The sequence below is a fragment of the Pseudomonas sp. NMI760_13 genome (genome assembly GCF_021283245.1).
Lineage (GTDB): Bacteria > Pseudomonadota > Gammaproteobacteria > Pseudomonadales > Pseudomonadaceae > Aquipseudomonas > Aquipseudomonas peradeniyensis.
The window spans coordinates 187,063-205,099 of the sequence record NZ_JAJSRC010000004.1 but is presented as its reverse complement, the minus strand read 5'-3'; the positions used below and the strand labels follow the sequence as shown (position 1 = coordinate 205,099).

Genomic DNA, 18,037 nt, shown 5'->3' with positions numbered 1-18,037 from the left:
AGCAGGGACCTGTAGGAGCGGCCTTGTGCCGCGAAAGGGCTGCGAAGCAGCCCCGGGATTTCAGCGTTGTGGCAAAGATCGCCGGGGCCGCTTCGCAGCCCTTTCGCGGCACAAGGCCGCTCCTACAGGGATCGCGTCAACCGATCATTCAATCAGCCAACCGCGGCAACACCTGGTCCAGCCGCTGATGCAGCGCGCTGTCCCTCGGCCAGTTGCGCAGCAGCCGCGCCCGGTCCCGGGCGAAGGCCGGGGCGAAGCTGAGCTGGGTGGCGTGCTGGCACATGGCGTCGAGGTCGATCAGCGACCATTGGCCGTCCTGCCAGAACAGGTTGTGGCCCTTGAAGTCGCCATGGCTGATACGCTCGCGGATCAGTTGCTGCATCACCCGAGCCAGGGCCTCGACCTGCTCGTCAGGCGCCTCGCCGCTTTCCACGTAGGGCGCGAAGCATTCGATCAGGTCCGGCCCGTCGGCGTACTCGGTTACCAGGTAGGCCGTGCTGCGCAGCCCCATCACCCGCTGCTCCAGCACCGCCAGGGGGCGAGGCGTGGCGATGTCGAGAAACCCCAGGCGGTGGCCTTCGATCCACGAATGCCAGGCCCGGCTCGGGCGCCAGAAGCGCTTGAACCAGTGGGCGGTGTTCTTGATGTTGTAGCGCTTTAGCACCAACTTGCGCCCGGCCACCTCGATACGCGCCACGCTGGCCGCGCCACCGGTCTTGTACAGATACCCCTGGTCGATCAGCGTATCGGCCTGCTCCAGCACCGGGCGCATCGCCTCTACTTCGTTACGGCAAATCGCTCGCAGCCCGGACAGGTTGCGCTCGACGCTGAACAGGGTGCATTCGCGACCGGCCTTTTCCAGGTAATCCTTCAGGCGCCAGGCGCGCACCTTGTCCACCTGCTTGTGCAGCGCTTCCAGCGGCAGCGCGTGCTCGGCGTTGGCCAGCACATAGTGCACCAGCGCTTCCTCGATGAACGGCTCCAGGCGTTTGGGCAACTGGGCGAAGAACACCCCGAGGTTTTCCAGCACGCGCTGGCGCGACAGCTGCTGACCGGGGGTCTCGGCCTTGATGCCGGCGCCGTCGATCAGGTACAGCTGGCCGTCCTGGCGTAGCAGGTTGTCCAGGTGCAGGTCCTCCTGCCACAGGCCCTTGGCGTGCATCTGCGCCACGGCGGTGAGGGCCTCGCCCAGCACCAGGTGCTGCTCGTCGGCCAGCATCGGCAATTGCTCCACCCGGGCCCAGGCGTCGCCCAGGCTTTCGGCATGGTCGAGGTATTCGAACAATACCCAGCCGCCCTCGCCTTCCTTCAGGCCATCGGCCAGCAGGCGTGGGGTGGTCAGGCCTTGTTCGGCCATCAGCAGGGCACCATCGCGCTCGCGCTGGAAGTGCCGGGCGGCATTGCCGCCGACCAGCAGCTTGGCCAGCACCTTGGTGCCACGCCAGATACCCGCGCCGACATAACGCTGGCCCGGCAGCACGCGCAACAGGTTGAGCAGCTGCAGGTCGGCGCTGCCCGCGGCGTCGGCGAGGGTGACGGTCAGCGGCAGGCTAGGGCTGCGCCCGGCCTCCTTCAATTCGCTCAGGCGCATCAGCGGGCCTCTTTGTGACGACGGCGTTGGGTCAGGCGTTGCAGCCAGGTGGATACCAGGGCGCTGTCCGCCGGCTGCTCCAGGTAGGCCGCCAGCAGCACGCGCACGTCCGCTTCGTCCCAGGCCCGGGCGCGGCGCAGCAACGGCTCCAGATCCTTGACCCGGTCGCGCATGCCGAACAGCAGCGGACGGGTCTTTTCCAGGTCGATCAGCTGGGCCTGCCAGCCCTCGCGGCGCTCACGCAGGAAGATGTGCTTGGGGTAGAAGCAGCCGTGCATCTGCCCGGCGCCGTGCAGGGTGCGGGCCAGCCGCCCACAGGCCTGGAGGATCGCCTGGCGCTGCGGCGCGTCCATCTGCGCCCAACGGCCGAGCAGTTGCTCGAGGTCGGTCCACTCGTCCAGCGCCCGGGTCATGAGGATCGCCCGGTGCTCGCCAGCTTGCTTGCGCTCGCCATAGAACACCGCCTGCAGGGCGGGGATGTCGAGCTTCTGGTAGCGGCTGATGTTGCGAAACTCGCGGGCGAAGGTCGGCTCGCCGAAGGGCCGCTGCAGGCTGCGGGTGAAGTAGTCGCTCTGGCGCTTGAGGTAGAAACCCTTGCCCTCGAGCTCCAGGCGGAACACGCTGCTCCAGCCGCCACGGCCGGTATTGGGTTCGTCCACGGCGTCCAGCTGCAGGGCCCACAGCGCCTCGAAGTCGCTCAGCCCGTGCCGTTGCAGCAGCGCCTGGTCGGCACTGGCCAGGTAATCGGTCATTCCCTTCCCTCGAAAAAGCCCAGCACCTGGCGAATGCGCTTCTTGTCACGGGCGTTCAGACGCGCGTGTCCGCGGTATTGCAGGTAGAAGCGCAGGCGCTGGGTCGCCGACAGGTGGTACTTGGCCACCTTGTCCAGGCACGCCAGATCCTTGATCAGCCTGTGGCGCAGCATGAAGCCGCGCCAGAAGTCGCCGGTCGGGCAGTCGATGAAGAATAGCGTGCCCTGGTCGTCGACCAGCAGGTTGCGCCATTTCAGGTCGTTGTGGGCGAAATGATGATCGTGCATCACCCGGGTGTGGCGTGCCAGCTGGCGGCTGACGTGATCGACCCAGGCGCTGTCGCGCAGACGCGGATCATTGCGTTCGGCCAACGCCGAGAGGTCCTCGGTGCGCGGCAGTTCGCGGGTGATCATTGCCCCGCGGCCAAAGGCCAGGCCCTGGCGCTCGAGCCCCCAGGCGACCACATCGGCGGTGGGGATGCCCCACTTGGCGAACTGCTTGAGGTTCTGCCACTCGGCCTTGACCCGCGGCCGGCCCAGGTAGCGGCGCATGTGCTTGCCGGCGCCGGTGTAGCGTTTGACGTAGTAGTTGACGCCATCGCGCTCGATGCGGATGACCTCGCTCAGCGGGTCGCGGGTCAGGCGTTCGCCCTGGATGGCGAACACCGCGTCGACACTGCCGAAATCGGCCGCCAGGTGCGCATACTCGGGCGCCAGGTTCCAGCTCGCCATCAGAGTGCGTCCCCGTAACGTTGCTTGCGGTCGTAGAGTTTCTGCGCCTTGCGCTCCAGCCAGGCGAGTAGCGCGGCTTCGTCCTTGAGCACCTGGCGCAACGGGCGCTGGAAGTAGCCGCGCAGGAAGCGCAGCTTGTCGCGGCGGGTCAGGCCGATGTCCAGGGCCGAGAAATACAGGGCGGCCAGGTCCTTGTCGCGCCAGCGACGGGTGATCTTCGCCCGGGTCTGGGCGCGGTGCAGGTCGATCACCGACAGTTTGAAGTCTTCCGGCGTCACCGGGCGGTCGGTGTGCAGCAGGAAGTGGCAGATGTAACAGTCGCGGTGGTTGACCCCTGCGCGGTGCATGCCGCCGGTCATCTTCGCCACTTCGGCGATCAGCGCGCGCTTCAGGCGCGGCGCTGGCGGCTGCTTGACCCAGTCGATGCTGAAGTCTTCCAGGCTGACGGTGGGCGCCAGCTCCTCGGTAACGATGAACGAGTGCTGGGTGGCCGGGTTGCTGCCATGCTCGCCGTAGGCCACTGCGGTCATGGTCGGCACACCGGCTTCATGCAGGCGCTGGATGGCCCGCCATTCCTGGCCGGCGCCGAGCACCGGCAGCTTGGCGCTGAACAGGTTCTTGAAGATCTCGCCCCAGCCGATGCCGCGGTGGATCTTGACGAAGAAGCCCGCGCCATCGACCTCGGTGCGCAGGGTGCGACGGCCTTCCAGCTCGCGGTACACCTCGCCCTGCAGGGCCTCGACGGCCTCGAAGGGATCGCGCCCGGCCCACAGGCGCTTGAACGGTTCGGCCAGTATCAGCTTCATGCGGTCTCCTGACCGAGGATCACGTCGGCGGCATGCTGCGGCATGCTGTACAGGTCGGCGGTCTCGGCGAAGGCCACACCGTTGTCCGACCAGGCCGCGCGGGCCCCGGCGTCTTCGAGCATGCGTTGCAGGTAGCGGTTCAGCTGCTCCTGCTCGAACGGCTCGTCCAGCACCAGGCCGCTATCGGCCTCGGCGATGTAGTGGGCATAGCCGCAAACCTTCGACACCAGCACCGGCAGGCCGGCGACCAGCGCCTCAAGCAGCACGGTGCCGGTGTTCTCGTTGTAGGCCGGGTGGATCAGCAGGTCGGCACCGAGCAGGAAACGCGGAATATCGCTGCGCCCCTTGAGGAACTGCACCTGCTCGCCCAGGCCGAGCGCCGTGCTCTGCACCTGGAACAGCTTGGGATCGTCCTGGCCGATGACCATCAGCCTGGTACGCTTGCGCAGGGCTGACGGCAACGCCGCCAGGGCCTTCAGGCTGCGGTCCACGCCCTTGGTCTTGAAGCCCGAGCCGATCTGCACCAGCAGCAGCTCGTCGTCGGCCAGGCCGAACTCCTGGCGGAAATCAGCGCGAATGGCCGCGGCGTCGGCCGGACGGCGGCGGTCCTGGGAAATGCCCGGCGGCAGCAGGTGGAAGCGCGCCTCGGGGGTGCCGTAGTGCTTGATGAACAGCGGCTGCTGCACCTCGGAGATCATCAGGATCTCGGTACGCGCATCCTCCGCGAACACCGCCCGCTCGTACTCAGCGAAATGGCGGTAGCGACCCCAGCGGCGGTACAGGCCGCCGCGCAGGGTCTGGGCCTTGTCCTCGAAACAGCCGTCGGCGGCGTAGTAGACGTCCAGGCCGGGCATCTTGTTGAAGCCGATCAGGCGATCGACCGGGCGCTTGGCCAGGTCGGCTTCCATCCAGGCGCTGAGCTTCTCGTTGCGGCGGTGGTTGAACAGCGCCTTGACCGGCGCCACCAGCACCTCGAAGCCCGGCGGAATGTCACCTTCCCAGATCAGCGTGTACACGCGGATCTGGTGACCACGCTTCTGGCACTCGAGGGCGATGCGCATAAAGTCGCGCTGCAGCCCGCCAAAGGGGAAATACTTGTAGAGCACAAAAGCCAGTTGCATCAACGAACATCCTCAGCCAGCAGCAGCGCGCTCAAGCGGCCCGCCACATGCTCGGGATTCAGGCGAGTGAAGCACAGCGGCCACTCGCGTTTGAGATCGAACCGGCGCAGGTCCTCGGCGCTCGGTTTGTAGGTGCACTTCTTCTGCAAGCACGGGGCGCAGGGGAAGTTGCTCGCCTGGTGGATCTGGGCGCGTCCGTAGGCGCCAGTCAGACCAGGGTTGGTGGGGCCGAACAGCGAGATGGTCGGCACGTCCAGCGCGGCGGCCAGGTGGCCGAGGCCAGTGTCCACCGCCACGCAGGCCTTGGCCGCCGCCAGCACGCGGGCAACGCCGACAAGATTCAACTTGGGGAGCACCTGGCAGTTGTTCAAGCCCTGGGCGATGCGCTCGGCACGGGCCTTTTCCGCCGGGTTGCCCCAGGGCAGCATCACCTGCAGCTTGCGTCGGCCCATGCGCTCGGCCAGCTCGCGCCAGTAGGCCTCCGGCCAGTGCTTGGTGGCCCAGGTAGTACCGTGCAGGAACACCACGTAGGGCGCGGCAGGCGGCAGTTGCAAACGGTTGAGGTCCAGGCCGTAGTCGCCCAGCCCTTCCGGCAGGTCGTAGGCCAGGGCCAGGGCGAACAGCTGGCGCACCCGTTCCACGGCATGCTGGCCGACGGCGACCGACAGGCGCCGGTTGTAGAAGCGGCTGGCCCAGCCCTCACGGGCCGAGTAACGGTCCAGGCCGGCCACCGGCGCTTTCACGTAACGCGTCAGCCAGGCCGACTTGACCAGGCCCTGGGCGTCGATTACCAGGTCGTACTTGTGCTCGCGCAGGCGTTGCTTGAAGGCTTTCCACTCACCGCTCTTGAGCGTCTGCCAGATATTCTTGCGCCAGCGGCGGATCGCCACCGGGATCACCCGGTCGACCGCCGGATGCCAGCTGGGAATCTCGGCGAAGCCTTCTTCCACCACCCAGTCGAAACGGATGCCGGGGATGGCGTGGGCGGCGTCGGTGAGCGCCGGCAGGGTGTGGATGACATCGCCCAGGGACGAGGTCTTGATGATCAGTACCCGCACTCAGTCGACCTCGGCCACGGTATCGATCAGGTTAGGCCCGCCCAGGCCCTGCAGCGCGGCAATGACCTTGGCCGGCTCCAGCAGGCGCAGGCAGTTGTAGTGGCCGAAGCGGCAGGTGCGCTCGAAGCAGGGGCTGCACTCGATACCGGTGCGCACCACTTCCACCTGGTCGGCCAGCGGCGGGGTGAAGCCCGGCGAGGTCGAGCCGTACACCGCCACCAGCGGGCGGTTGAGGGCGGCGGCCACATGCATCAGGCCAGAGTCGTTGGACACCACCGCATCGGCGCAGGACATCAGGTCGATGGCCTCGGCCAGCGAGGTTTCGCCCGCCAGGTTGCAGGACTCCTCGCGCAGCCCGGGGATAAGCCGGTCGCGGATCTGCTCGCCCACCGGGTGGTCGTTCTTCGAACCGAACAGCCACACCTGCCAGCCCTGGCGGATCATTGCGTCGGCCACCTCGGCGTAGTGCTCGGCCGGCCAGCGCTTGGCCTCACCGAACTCGGCGCCAGGGCACAGCGCCAGCACCGGGCGGTCCAGCGCCAGGCCGAACTTGGCCAGGGCCGCTTCGCGGCTGGCGGCTTCGATTTGCAGGCTCGGACGCGGGTAAGGCTTGGGCAGCTCGGCATCCGGTGCGTAGGCCAGGGCCATGAAGCGCTCGATCATCAGCGGATAGCGGGCCTTGTCCAGCTTGCGCACGTCGTTGAGCAGCAGGTAGCGCATCTCGCCGCGCCAGCCGGTGCGCTTGGGGATACCGGCGAAATACGGCACCAGCGCCGACTTGAGCGAGTTGGGCAGCAGGATCGCCTGGTCGTACTGGCCGGCCAGCGACTTGCCGATGCGCCGGCGCGTGGCCAGCTCCAGCGCGCCGTGGCCGAGCGGGAAGCTCAGGGCCTGGCGCACCTCGGGCATGCGCTCGAGGATCGGCCGGCTCCACTCGGGGGCCAGGACGTCGATCACGCAGTCGGGGTGCTGCTGTTTGAGGCACTGGAACAGGGTCTGCGCCATCACCATGTCGCCGACCCAGCTGGGGCCAATGATCAGTATTCTCATGCTTTATCCAGAAACATTCGGGGAGGCTGCAGGCTGCGCTACAACCTGGCCTCCCCTCTTTATATTCAGGCTATGTGGCGGACAGTGTACCACCGGTGGTGAGGCATGAACCTTTGGGGCTACTTTGCAGCCCTTTCGCGGCACAAGGCCGCTCCTACAGGGAACGCAATCCCTTGTAGGAGCGGCCTTGTGCCGCGAAAGGGCCGCACAGTGGCCCCAACAATTTCAAGTCAGACCCAGTCCACCCCAGATCCGCCTTACCTCACGACGCTCATCGACAAACTGCGCCGCATCGATCACCCCGGCCTGCTTCTGCAGGGCCTGACGGTGCGACGCCGAACGGAACGCCTTGTACACCTCGCGCAGCAGCACGGCGTCGGCGGCGGACATCAGCCCGGCCTGTTCCAGCTCTTCGAGGATGCGGATGTTGTCGGTCCAGCGCAGTATGGCCGGATGGTCGTGGGACCAGGCCAAAGCGGCGTATTGCACCATAAATTCGATATCCACGATACCGCCGGCATCCTGCTTGATATCGAACGACTGGCCGGCCTCGAAGGCGTTGCCCGCGGTGCCGGCGGCAGTAGCCTTGGTGCCCAGGTTGTCGCGCATCTTGGCGCGCATTTCGCTGACTTCTACGCGCAGCTTGTCGAGGTCGCGAGGCTGGCCGAGGACCTGCGCCCGTACTGCCTCGAAGGCCGTCGCCACCTGCTTGCAACCCACCAATACGCGGGCCCGCACCAGGGCCTGGTGCTCCCAGGTCCAGGCCTCGTTCTGCTGGTAGCGCTCGAAGGCGCCCAGCGAGCTGACCAGCAGCCCCGAGGCGCCGGAGGGGCGCAGGCGCATGTCCACGTCGTAAAGCTGGCCGGAGTTGGTCTGGGTGGTCAGCAGGTGAATGATGCGCTGGCCCAGGCGGGTGTAGAACTGTGCGCTGTCGATGGGCTTGGCGCCGTCGGTTTCGGCGTTCGGATCGCCATCGTGGATGAACACCAGGTCCAGGTCCGAACCGTGGCCCAGCTCCAGGCCGCCGACCTTGCCGTAGCCGACAATGATGAAGCCCGGGTCGCACAGGCTGCCGTCGCTGCGCTTGGGCTGGCCGTGGCGCGCCACGGTCTGGCGCCAGGCCAGGGCCAGCACCTGGTCGAGAATCGCCTCGGCCAGCCAGGTCAGGTAGTCGCTGACCTTCATCAACGGCAGGTTGCCGCTGATCTCCGAGGCGGCCACGCGCAGGTTGTGGGCCAGCTTGAAGTGGCGCAGGGCCTCCATCTGCTGCTCCAGGTCGTCCTCGGGAATGCGCGTCAGGCGCTCGCGCAGCTCGGCGGCCAGCTCTGGCGCCAGCGGCGGGCTGAACAACCGGCCTTCGTTGAGCAATTCGTCGAGCAGCAGCGGGTAGCGGGCCATCTGCTCGGCGATCCACGGGCTGGCGGCGCACAGGGTCAGCAGGCGGCGCAGGGCGCCGGGGTTCTCGGTGAGCAGCACCAGGTAGGCCGAGCGCCGCGCCACGGCCTCGACCAATGGCAGCACCCGCTCCAGCACCAGGTCGGGGTTGTCGTGCTCGACCGCCTGGGCCAGCAGCCGCGGAATGAAGGCGTCCAGGCGCTCGCGACCGATACGCTGCATCGAGCGCAGGGTCGGGCTGGCCCGCAGCGCGGTCAGGCGGCGCAGGGCCTCGGCCGGCTGGCGGAAGCCGGCCTCCTCGAGCTGGCGGGAGGCCGCGTCTTCATCCTGGGCCTGCTCCCACAGCGGCGACCACTCGCCGCCGACCACCAGTTCGCCTTCGGTTTCGTCCTCATCCGGGTCGGCGATGACCTGGCGGAAATGCCAGTCGATGCGCCCACGCCAGTGCATCAATTGGCCGTGGAAGCTGTCCCAGTCGGCAAAGCCGAGCATGTAGGCGATACGCTCGCGGTCGGTCGGATCGTCCGGCAGCATCTGGGTCTGGCGGTCGGCGATGGCCTGGATCGCGTGCTCGGTGTAGCGCAGGAACTCATAGCCGTCGCGCAGCTCGGCGACCACGGCCGGCGGCAGGTAGCCCTGCCCTTCCAGGGTGGTCAGCACCTTGAGCAACGGCCGCTGCTGCAGGCTCAGGTCGCGCCCGCCGTGAATCAGCTGGAACGCCTGGGCGATGAATTCCACCTCGCGAATGCCGCCGGCACCGAGCTTGATGTTGTCGGCCATGCCCTTGCGCCGCACTTCCTGCTGGATCAGCTGCTTCATGGTGCGCAGCGCCTCGATGGCGGAGAAGTCCAGGTAGCGCCGGTAGACGAACGGCCGCAGCATCTCCTGCAACTGCGCGCCGGCTACCTGATCACCGGCGACCACCCGCGCCTTGATCATGGCGTAGCGCTCCCAGTCGCGCCCCTGGTCCTGGTAGTACTGCTCCAGGGCATTGAAGCTGAGCACCAGCGCGCCGGCCGAGCCATAGGGGCGCAGGCGCATGTCGACGCGGAACACGAAGCCGTCGACGGTGACCGGGTCGAGCGCCTTGATCAGGCGCTGGCCCAGGCGGGTGAAGAACTCCTGGTTGTCCAGCGAGCGCTTGACCCCTTCGGTTTCGCCGCCCTCGGGGAAGGCGAAGATCAGGTCGATGTCGGATGACAGGTTCAGCTCCACCGCGCCCAGCTTGCCCATGCCCAGCACCACCAGGTGCTGGGGCTGGCCGCTGCGGTTGCCGATGGGCGTGCCGAACTGCTGGCAGTGGCGCGGGTACAGCCATTGATAAGCTTCGTCGATGCTGGCGTCGGCCAGGTCGGACAGGTCGCGGCAGGTTTCGGGCAACGCGGCCTGGCGGGTAATGTCGCGCCAGATGATGCGCAGTTGCTGACGGTTGCGCTCGCGGCGCAGGTTGCGCGCCAGTTCGTCCTCGTTCTGGGCAGCCTGGGCCACGGCGTTGATCTGCGCGCGCAATTGGCCAGGCGCGAACGCCTGGTCCATCGCGCCGCTGGCCAGCAGTTCGAACAGCATCGTCGGATCACGCTGGGCCTGGGCCAGGACAAAGTCGCTGGCGGCGGCGACCTGGTCGAACTGACGGCGGTGCTCGGCGCTCAGGCTGTCCAGGGCCAGGCCAGGATGACCTGCCAGGGCATCGCGCAGGAATTGCTGGTTGCGAGCGACCAGCGGTTGGAGGGCGGCAGGCAGATCGAGCGGCAAAGGCAGGCGCATGGTCTATCCTTGATCGGCGTGAAAGAGAGCGGTTGCAGAGGTCAAACGGGGGTTGGACCACGGTTGGACTGTCGTACAAAAGTTGGAAATAGCTGAAATAATCAAAAATTTGGCAAAACCCATCAAGATTCACCTGCCATCGACACACCGCCAACCAACATGAACGTTTTTCCCCACAACCCGGGATGCGACCAAACGTCGCATTTGTGTAGTTTTACTACTACTCATGACCTGCCAAAGCATGAAATGAGAAAGCATTTGTAGTAAAACTACACCGCGCCGGATGACTGTCCGGTAATCCAAGAATTCACGACGTCTGCCCATAAGGCCAGTCGCAAACTCAGGCCATCGATTCTGGTGGCCTTTCCGCCCTGGAGCAAGCCATGCAAGACCTCGATCCAATCGAAACCCAGGAATGGCTGGATGCCCTGGAGTCGGTCCTCGACAAAGAAGGCGAAGACCGCGCTCATTACCTGATGACCCGTATGGGCGAGCTGGCCACCCGTAGTGGCTCCCAGCTGCCGTATGCCATCACCACGCCGTACCGCAACACCATCCCTGTCACCCACGAAGCACGCATGCCTGGCGACCTGTTCATGGAACGCCGCATCCGCTCGATGGTGCGTTGGAACGCCCTGGCCATGGTCATGCGCACCAACCTGAAAGACTCGGACCTGGGCGGACACATCTCCAGCTTCGCCTCCAGCGCCACCCTGTACGACATCGGCTTCAACTACTTCTTCCAGGCCCCGACCGACGAACACGGCGGCGACCTGATCTTCTTCCAGGGCCACGCTTCGCCAGGCGTCTACGCCCGCGCCTTCATGGAAGGCCGCATCAACGAAGAGCAGATGAACAACTTCCGTCAGGAAGTGGACGGCAAAGGCCTGTCTTCGTACCCGCACCCGTGGCTGATGCCTGACTTCTGGCAGTTCCCGACCGTATCGATGGGCCTGGGCCCGATCCAGGCGATCTACCAGGCACGCTTCATGAAGTACCTGGAAGCCCGTGGCTTCATCCCGGCCGGCAAGCAGAAGGTCTGGTGCTTCATGGGCGACGGCGAGTGCGACGAGCCGGAATCCCTGGGCGCGATCGCCCTGGCCGGCCGCGAGAAGCTGGACAACCTGATCTTCGTCATCAACTGCAACCTGCAGCGCCTCGACGGCCCGGTTCGCGGCAACGGCAAGATCATCCAGGAACTCGAAGGCGTGTTCCGAGGCGGTGGCTGGAACGTCAACAAAGTCGTCTGGGGCCGTTTCTGGGACCCACTGCTGGCCAAGGACACCAACGGTGCCCTGCAGCGCCGCATGGACGAGGTCATCGACGGCGAGTACCAGAACTACAAAGCCAAAGATGGCGCGTACGTTCGTGAAAACTTCTTCAACACCCCAGAGCTCAAGGCCATGGTCGAAGACCTGTCCGACGACGAGATCTGGAAGCTCAACCGTGGCGGCCACGACCCGTACAAGGTCTACGCGGCGTACCACCAGGCCGTGAACCACAAAGAGCAGCCGACCGTCATCCTGGCCAAGACCATCAAGGGTTACGGTACCGGTGCCGGCGAAGCCAAGAACACCGCGCACAACACCAAGAAGGTCGACGTCGACAGCCTGCGTCACTTCCGTGACCGCTTCGACATCCCGGTCAAGGATGCGGATCTGGAGAACCTGCCGTTCTTCAAGCCGGAAGAAGGTTCCGCCGAAGCCAAGTACCTGGCCGAACGCCGTGCCGCCCTGGGCGGTTTCGTGCCACAGCGCCGCGCCAAGAGCTTCAGCGTGCCAACCCCGCCACTGGAAACGCTGAAAGCGATCCTGGACGGCTCGGGCGACCGCGAAATCTCCACCACCATGGCCTTCGTGCGCATCCTGGCGCAGCTGGTCAAGGACAAGGACATCGGCCAGCGCATCGTCCCGATCATCCCGGACGAAGCCCGTACCTTCGGTATGGAAGGCATGTTCCGCCAGCTGGGCATCTACTCGTCGGTCGGCCAGCTCTACGAGCCAGTCGATAAAGACCAGGTGATGTTCTACCGCGAGGACAAGAAGGGCCAGATCCTCGAGGAAGGCATCAACGAAGCCGGCGCCATGTCGTCGTTCATCGCTGCCGGTACCTCGTACAGCTGCCACAACCAGCCGATGCTGCCGTTCTACATCTTCTACTCGATGTTCGGCTTCCAGCGCATTGGCGACCTGGCTTGGGCCGCCGGCGACAGCCGCACCCGTGGCTTCCTGATCGGCGGTACCGCCGGCCGTACCACCCTCAACGGTGAAGGCCTGCAGCACGAAGACGGTCACAGCCACATGATGGCGGGCACCATCCCGAACTGCCGCACCTACGATCCGACCTACGGCTACGAGCTGGCGGTGATCATCCAGGACGGCATGAAGAAGATGACCGAAGAGCAACAGGACATCTTCTACTACATCACCGTGATGAACGAATCCTACCAGCAGCCTGCCATGCCGGCCGGTGTCGAGGAAGGCATCATCAAGGGCATGTACCTGCTGGAAGAAGACACCCGCGAAGCCGCGCACCACGTACAGCTGATGGGCTCCGGCACCATCCTGCGCGAAGTCCGCGAGGCCGCGAAGATCCTGCGTGAAGAGTTCAACGTCGGCGCCGACGTGTGGAGCGTCACCAGCTTCAACGAACTGCGTCGCGACGGCCTAGCCGTGGAACGCGCCAACCGCCTCAAGCCTGGCCAGAAGCCTCAGCAGACCTACGTCGAAGAGTGCCTGGCCGGTCGCAAGGGCCCGGTCATCGCCTCCACCGACTACATGAAGCTGTTCGCCGAGCAGATTCGCCAGTGGGTGCCGAGCAAAGAGTTCAAGGTCCTGGGTACCGACGGTTACGGTCGCAGCGACAGCCGCAAGAAGCTGCGTCACTTCTTCGAAGTCGACCGCCACTTCGTGGTGCTGGCTGCCCTGGAAGCCCTGGCTGACCGTGGCGAGATCGAACCGAAGGTTGTGGCTGACGCCATCGTCAAGTTCGGCATCGATCCGGACAAGCGCAACCCACTGGACTGCTGAGGAGTATTTTTAAGTGAGCGAACTCATTCGCGTACCTGACATCGGCAGCGGTGAAGGTGAAATCATCGAGCTGTTCGTCAAGGTCGGTGACCGTATCGAGGCTGACCAGAGCCTGCTGACCCTGGAGTCCGACAAGGCCTCCATGGAGATCCCCGCGCCGAAGGCCGGTGTGGTCAAGGAACTGAAGGTCAAGCTGGGCGATCGCCTGAAAGAAGGCGACGAGCTGCTGGTCCTGGAAGTCGAGGGCGCCGCTGCGGCGCCTGAGGCTCCGGCCGCCGCCGCCCCGGCACCAGCTGCTGCCGCTCCAGCGCCGGCCGCTGAAGCCGCACCTGCGCCTGCCGCAGCCCCGGCTGCCGCCAGCGTGCAGGACATCCACGTGCCGGACATCGGCTCGTCGGGCAAGGCCAAGATCATCGAAGTGCTGGTCAAGGTCGGCGACACCGTCGAAGCCGACCAGTCGCTGATCACCCTGGAGTCCGACAAGGCCTCCATGGAAATCCCGTCGCCTAGCGCCGGCGTGATCGAAGCCGTGCTGTGCAAGCTGGAAGACGAAGTCGGCACCGGCGATCTGATCTTCAAGATCAAGGCCGCAGGCGCCGCCCCAGCAGCAGCGCCGGCTCCGGCCGCTGCTGCTCCGGCTGCCGCTGCTGCCCCAGCCGCTGCACCTGCCGCCGCTCCAGCTGCTGCACCTGCTCCAGCGCCGGTCGCCACCGCGCCGGCCGCCGGCAGCAACGCCAAGGTCCATGCCGGCCCTGCCGTTCGCCAATTGGCCCGTGAATTCGGCGTCGACCTGGGCGCTGTTGCCGCCACCGGTCCGCACGGCCGTATTCTGAAGGAAGACGTGCAGGTCTACGTCAAGGCCATGATGCAGAAGGCCAAGGAAGCTCCAGCCGCCGGTGCTACCGGTGGTGCCGGCATCCCGCCGATCCCGGCCGTGGACTTCAGCAAGTTCGGTGAAGTGGAAGAAGTGGCCCTGACCCGCCTGATGCAGGTCGGTGCCGCCAACCTGCACCGCAGCTGGCTGAACGTGCCGCACGTGACCCAGTTCGACTCCGCCGACATCACCGAGCTGGAAGCCTTCCGCGTCGCGCAGAAGGCCGTGGCCGAGAAAGCTGGCGTCAAGCTGACCGTGCTGCCACTGCTGCTCAAGGCCTGCGCCTTCCTGCTCAAGGAACTGCCGGACTTCAACAGCTCGCTGGCGCCAAGCGGCAAGGCGATCATCCGCAAGAAGTACGTGCACATCGGCTTCGCCGTGGACACCCCGGACGGTCTGCTGGTCCCGGTGATCAAGAACGTCGACCAGAAGAGCCTGCTGCAACTGGCTGCCGAAGCTGCCGCGCTGGCCGAGAAAGCCCGCACCAAGAAGCTTTCGGCCGACGAGATGCAGGGCGCCTGCTTCACCATCTCCAGCCTCGGCCACATTGGCGGCACCGGCTTCACGCCGATCGTCAACGCGCCTGAGGTGGCGATCCTCGGTGTGTCCAAGGCGACCATGCAGCCGGTCTGGGACGGCAAGGCCTTCCAGCCGAAGCTGATGCTGCCACTGTCGCTGTCCTACGATCACCGTGTGATCAACGGCGCCGCCGCCGCGCGCTTCACCAAGCGCCTGGGCGACGTGCTGGGCGATATCCGCACCATGCTGCTGTAATAGCTGCACGCTGCCCCTCACTCGAGGGGCAGCACCGTTTTCGAGCTGCCACGCTCGTACCTCAACCCCGCCAATTGGCGGGGCTTTTTTTTGCCTGGGATTGCTGGGACGGCTTTGCCCCCTTTTCGCGGCGCAAGGCCGCTCCTACAGGGGGATGCGATCGTCTGCCGCCCGCCGGTCCTACAGATTCTGCAAGAGCAGCCGACAACCTGTTCACAGCATCCCCCATGGCCGCTTGCCAGCCCACGGGACATGATGCAACCTTGCCCGATGCGCCGTGCTCCAGGCCGCGCCCCAGTTCAAGCGAGTCTTCGATGAAAAGCCAACCCGATGCCGCCAGCCGTGTGGCGGCCGAGGTCGTGACGCAGCTACCCGTGCCCTCGCGGCTCGGCATGCTGCGTTTCGAGCGGCTGAACGAAGCCAGCTGGGCCATGCTTTACCTCGACCCGGCCTGCGACCGCCAGTTCGGCCTGCCCGCCGCCGAGCTCTGCGCCCTGATCGGCTCGCCCTACGCCAGCCTCATGGAGCCGGAAGCACGCTACAAGCTGCACGACGAGATCCAGCTGCAGCTGGCCCAGCGCGGCTACTACCGGGTGCGCTACACCCTGCACGCCTGCCCGGCGCCACTGCGCCTGCTGGAGGTCGGGGAAAGCTACAAGCAGCACAACCGCCAATTGCTGCGCGGCTACCTGACGGTGTTCGACGACCACCGCCAGGACACCCCGGACCTCGACGCCAACGACCTGGAGTCGCGCAACAACCGCCTGCAACTGGCCCTGCAATTGAACCAACGCGCCCAGCAGGAGCAGCTCGAACACCTGGAGCGGGTCCGCGCCCAGCAGGACCTGATCCTGCGCCTGGCCCGCCAGCGCTACAGCATCGGCAACTCGCTGCTCGAGGCCGCCGAGCTGATCACCCGCAGCGCCTGCGAGATCTACAAGGTCGACTGCGCCAGCATCTGGTACCTGAACGACCAGCGCCTGGAGCCGATCAGCGCCTGGTACAGCCGCGACCAACAGCACCGCATGCCCGAGGCAATCGACGCCAGCCGCTTCCCGGACTACCTGGAAGCCCTGCACGCCAGCCGCGCCATCGACGCCCACAACGCCAGCCACGACCCGCGCACCCGCGAGATGGCCGAATCGCTCTACAGCACCGACGACAACGCCATGCTCGATGCCAGTATCCGCATCGACGGCCAGGTGGTCGGCGTGCTGTGCCTGGAGCAGACCGGCCAGCCACGGGCCTGGCAGTCGGACGAGATCGCCTTCGCCGGCGAGCTGGCCGACCAGTTCGCCCAGGTCATCAACAACCACAACCGGCGCACCGCCGCCAGCGCCCTGCACCTGTTCCAGCGCGCCGTGGAACAGAGCGCCAGCGCCTTCCTGCTGGTCAACCGCGACGGCGTGGTGGAATACGTCAACCCCAGCTTCACCGCGATCACCCAGTACAGCACCGAAGAGGTCCAGGGCCATCACCTGGCCGAACTGCCGGCGCTGGAAAACCTGAGCGAGCTGCTGTTCGACTCGCCGTCGAGCCTGGCCATGGGCAACAGCTGGCAGGGCGAGTTCAAGAGCCGGCGCAAGAACCTCGAGCCGTACTGGGGCCAGCTGTCGATCTCCAAGGTATACGGCGACAACCGCGAGCTGACCCACTACATCGGCATCTACGAGGATGTCACCCAGACCAAGCTGGCCCAGCAGCGCATCGAGCGCCTGGCCTACACCGACAACCTGACCAACCTGGGCAACCGCCCGGCGTTCATCCGCAACCTCGACGAGCGCTTCGCCCGCGACAGCGCCAGCCCCATCTGCCTGCTGCTGGTGGACATCGACAACTTCAAGCGGATCAACGACAGCCTCGGCCACCAGACCGGCGACAAGCTGCTGATCAGCCTGGCCCGGCGCCTGCGCAACAGCCTGGCCAATGGCGGCAGCCTGGCGCGCTTCGCCAGCAACGAGTTCGCCGTGCTGCTCGACGACACCAACCTGGAAGATGGCCAAGGCGTCGCCCACCAGCTGCTGCGCACCCTCGACAAACCGATGTTCGTCGACAACCAGCTGATCAATGTCACCGCCTCCGTGGGCCTGGCCTGCGCGCCGCTGCACGGCAGCGACCCGGCCACGCTGATGAAGAACGCGGGCCTGGCCCTGCACAAGGCCAAGGCCAACGGCAAGCACCAGGTCCAGGTGTTCACCGAGGTACTCAACGCCGAGGCCAGCTACAAGCTGTTCGTCGAGAACAACCTGCGCCGCGCCCTGACCCAGAACGAACTGGAAGTGTTCTACCAGCCCAAGCTGTGCCTGCGCAGCGGCCGCCTGCTTGGCCTGGAGGCGCTGCTGCGCTGGAACCACCCCGAGCGCGGCATGATCCGCCCCGACCAGTTCATCAGCGTGGCCGAGGAAACCGGCCTGATCATCCCCATCGGCAAGTGGGTGGTGCGCCAGTCCTGCCGCATGAGCCAGCAGTTGCGCGAAGCCGGCTTCGGCAACCTGCACGTGGCCATCAACCTGTCGCCCAAGCAGTTTTCCGACCCCGAGCTGGTCAGCTCGATCGGCAGCATCCTCAAGGAGGAAGCCCTGCCGCCGCACCTGCTGGAGCTGGAACTGACCGAAGGCCTGCTGCTGGAAGCCACTGAGGACACCCACCGCCAGCTCGACGAGCTCAAGGCCCTGGGCCTGACCCTGGCCATGGACGACTTCGGCACCGGCTACTCGTCGCTGAGCTACCTGAAGAAGTTCCCGATCGACATCATCAAGATCGACCGCAGTTTCATCAACGAGATCCCCGACAACCAGGACGACATGGAGATCACCTCGGCGGTGGTGGCCATGGCCCACAACCTCAAGCTCAAGGTGGTCGCCGAAGGGATCGAGACGCCCGAGCAGCTGGCGTTCCTGCGCCGGCACCGCTGCGACGTCGGCCAGGGCTACCTGTTCGACCGGCCGATTCCGGGGCGCGAGCTGAACGAGAAACTGCGCCGCTATCCCCGTGGTCCGGTGGACTGACAGCGGCGTAAAGCTCGGGCACTATAGACATCACTTGCCTGCCGGGGCTGCTTTGCAGCCCTTTCGCGGCACAAGGCCGCTCCT

At 66.0% G+C, this 18,037-nt stretch carries 11 protein-coding genes; 3 read left to right on the top strand and 8 right to left on the bottom strand.

The window, feature by feature from the left end; genetic code table 11:
- Positions 1-148: 148 nt before the first annotated feature.
- From LU671_RS06310 to glnE, 8 genes are all read right to left on the bottom strand, one after another.
- Positions 149-1,591 carry a lipopolysaccharide kinase InaA family protein gene (locus LU671_RS06310; protein WP_203649807.1) on the bottom strand — a complete coding sequence of 481 codons (1,443 nt, stop codon included), beginning with the start codon at positions 1,589-1,591 and terminating at the stop codon, positions 149-151.
- Positions 1,591-2,343, bottom strand: coding sequence for a lipopolysaccharide kinase InaA family protein (locus LU671_RS06305; RefSeq protein WP_203649805.1), 753 nt, complete (start codon positions 2,341-2,343; stop codon positions 1,591-1,593). Before LU671_RS06305 ends, LU671_RS06310 begins: the two co-directional genes overlap by 1 nt.
- Complete coding sequence (locus LU671_RS06300) at positions 2,340-3,074, bottom strand: lipopolysaccharide kinase InaA family protein (protein ID WP_232855044.1); 735 nt, start codon at positions 3,072-3,074, stop codon at positions 2,340-2,342. Before LU671_RS06300 ends, LU671_RS06305 begins: the two co-directional genes overlap by 4 nt.
- The gene (gene rfaP / locus LU671_RS06295) at positions 3,074-3,880 is read right to left on the bottom strand and encodes a lipopolysaccharide core heptose(I) kinase RfaP (protein WP_203649794.1); all 807 of its coding nucleotides are present in this window, start codon (positions 3,878-3,880) and stop codon (positions 3,074-3,076) included. Before rfaP ends, LU671_RS06300 begins: the two co-directional genes overlap by 1 nt.
- Entirely contained in the window at positions 3,877-5,001 is a 1,125-nt protein-coding gene (locus LU671_RS06290; RefSeq protein WP_232855043.1) for a glycosyltransferase family 4 protein, read from the bottom strand. Before LU671_RS06290 ends, rfaP begins: the two co-directional genes overlap by 4 nt.
- Positions 5,001-6,059 (bottom strand): lipopolysaccharide heptosyltransferase I, encoded by a 1,059-nt coding sequence (waaC, locus tag LU671_RS06285; protein WP_232855042.1) that lies wholly within the window; start codon positions 6,057-6,059, stop codon positions 5,001-5,003. Before waaC ends, LU671_RS06290 begins: the two co-directional genes overlap by 1 nt.
- Positions 6,060-7,109 (bottom strand): lipopolysaccharide heptosyltransferase II, encoded by a 1,050-nt coding sequence (waaF, locus tag LU671_RS06280; RefSeq protein ID WP_028689091.1) that lies wholly within the window; start codon positions 7,107-7,109, stop codon positions 6,060-6,062.
- Between the two features lie 225 nt (positions 7,110-7,334).
- On the bottom strand, positions 7,335-10,268 hold the full coding sequence (gene glnE / locus LU671_RS06275; RefSeq protein WP_232855041.1) for a bifunctional [glutamate--ammonia ligase]-adenylyl-L-tyrosine phosphorylase/[glutamate--ammonia-ligase] adenylyltransferase: 2,934 nt from the start codon (positions 10,266-10,268) through the stop codon (positions 7,335-7,337).
- Between the two features lie 383 nt (positions 10,269-10,651).
- Between glnE and aceE the strand changes: the two genes are divergently transcribed.
- The 3 genes from aceE to LU671_RS06260 all read left to right on the top strand — a co-directional run bounded on the left by aceE (position 10,652) and on the right by LU671_RS06260 (position 17,953).
- On the top strand, positions 10,652-13,297 hold the full coding sequence (aceE, locus tag LU671_RS06270) for a pyruvate dehydrogenase (acetyl-transferring), homodimeric type (RefSeq protein WP_232855040.1): 2,646 nt from the start codon (positions 10,652-10,654) through the stop codon (positions 13,295-13,297).
- A gap of 13 nt (positions 13,298-13,310) precedes the next feature.
- On the top strand, positions 13,311-14,945 hold the full coding sequence (aceF, locus tag LU671_RS06265) for a dihydrolipoyllysine-residue acetyltransferase (protein ID WP_232855039.1): 1,635 nt from the start codon (positions 13,311-13,313) through the stop codon (positions 14,943-14,945).
- Positions 14,946-15,259: 314 nt separating this feature from the next.
- Positions 15,260-17,953: a putative bifunctional diguanylate cyclase/phosphodiesterase gene (locus tag LU671_RS06260; protein ID WP_232855038.1), complete on the top strand. Its 2,694-nt coding sequence runs from the start codon at positions 15,260-15,262 to the stop codon at positions 17,951-17,953.
- Positions 17,954-18,037 lie beyond the last annotated feature (84 nt).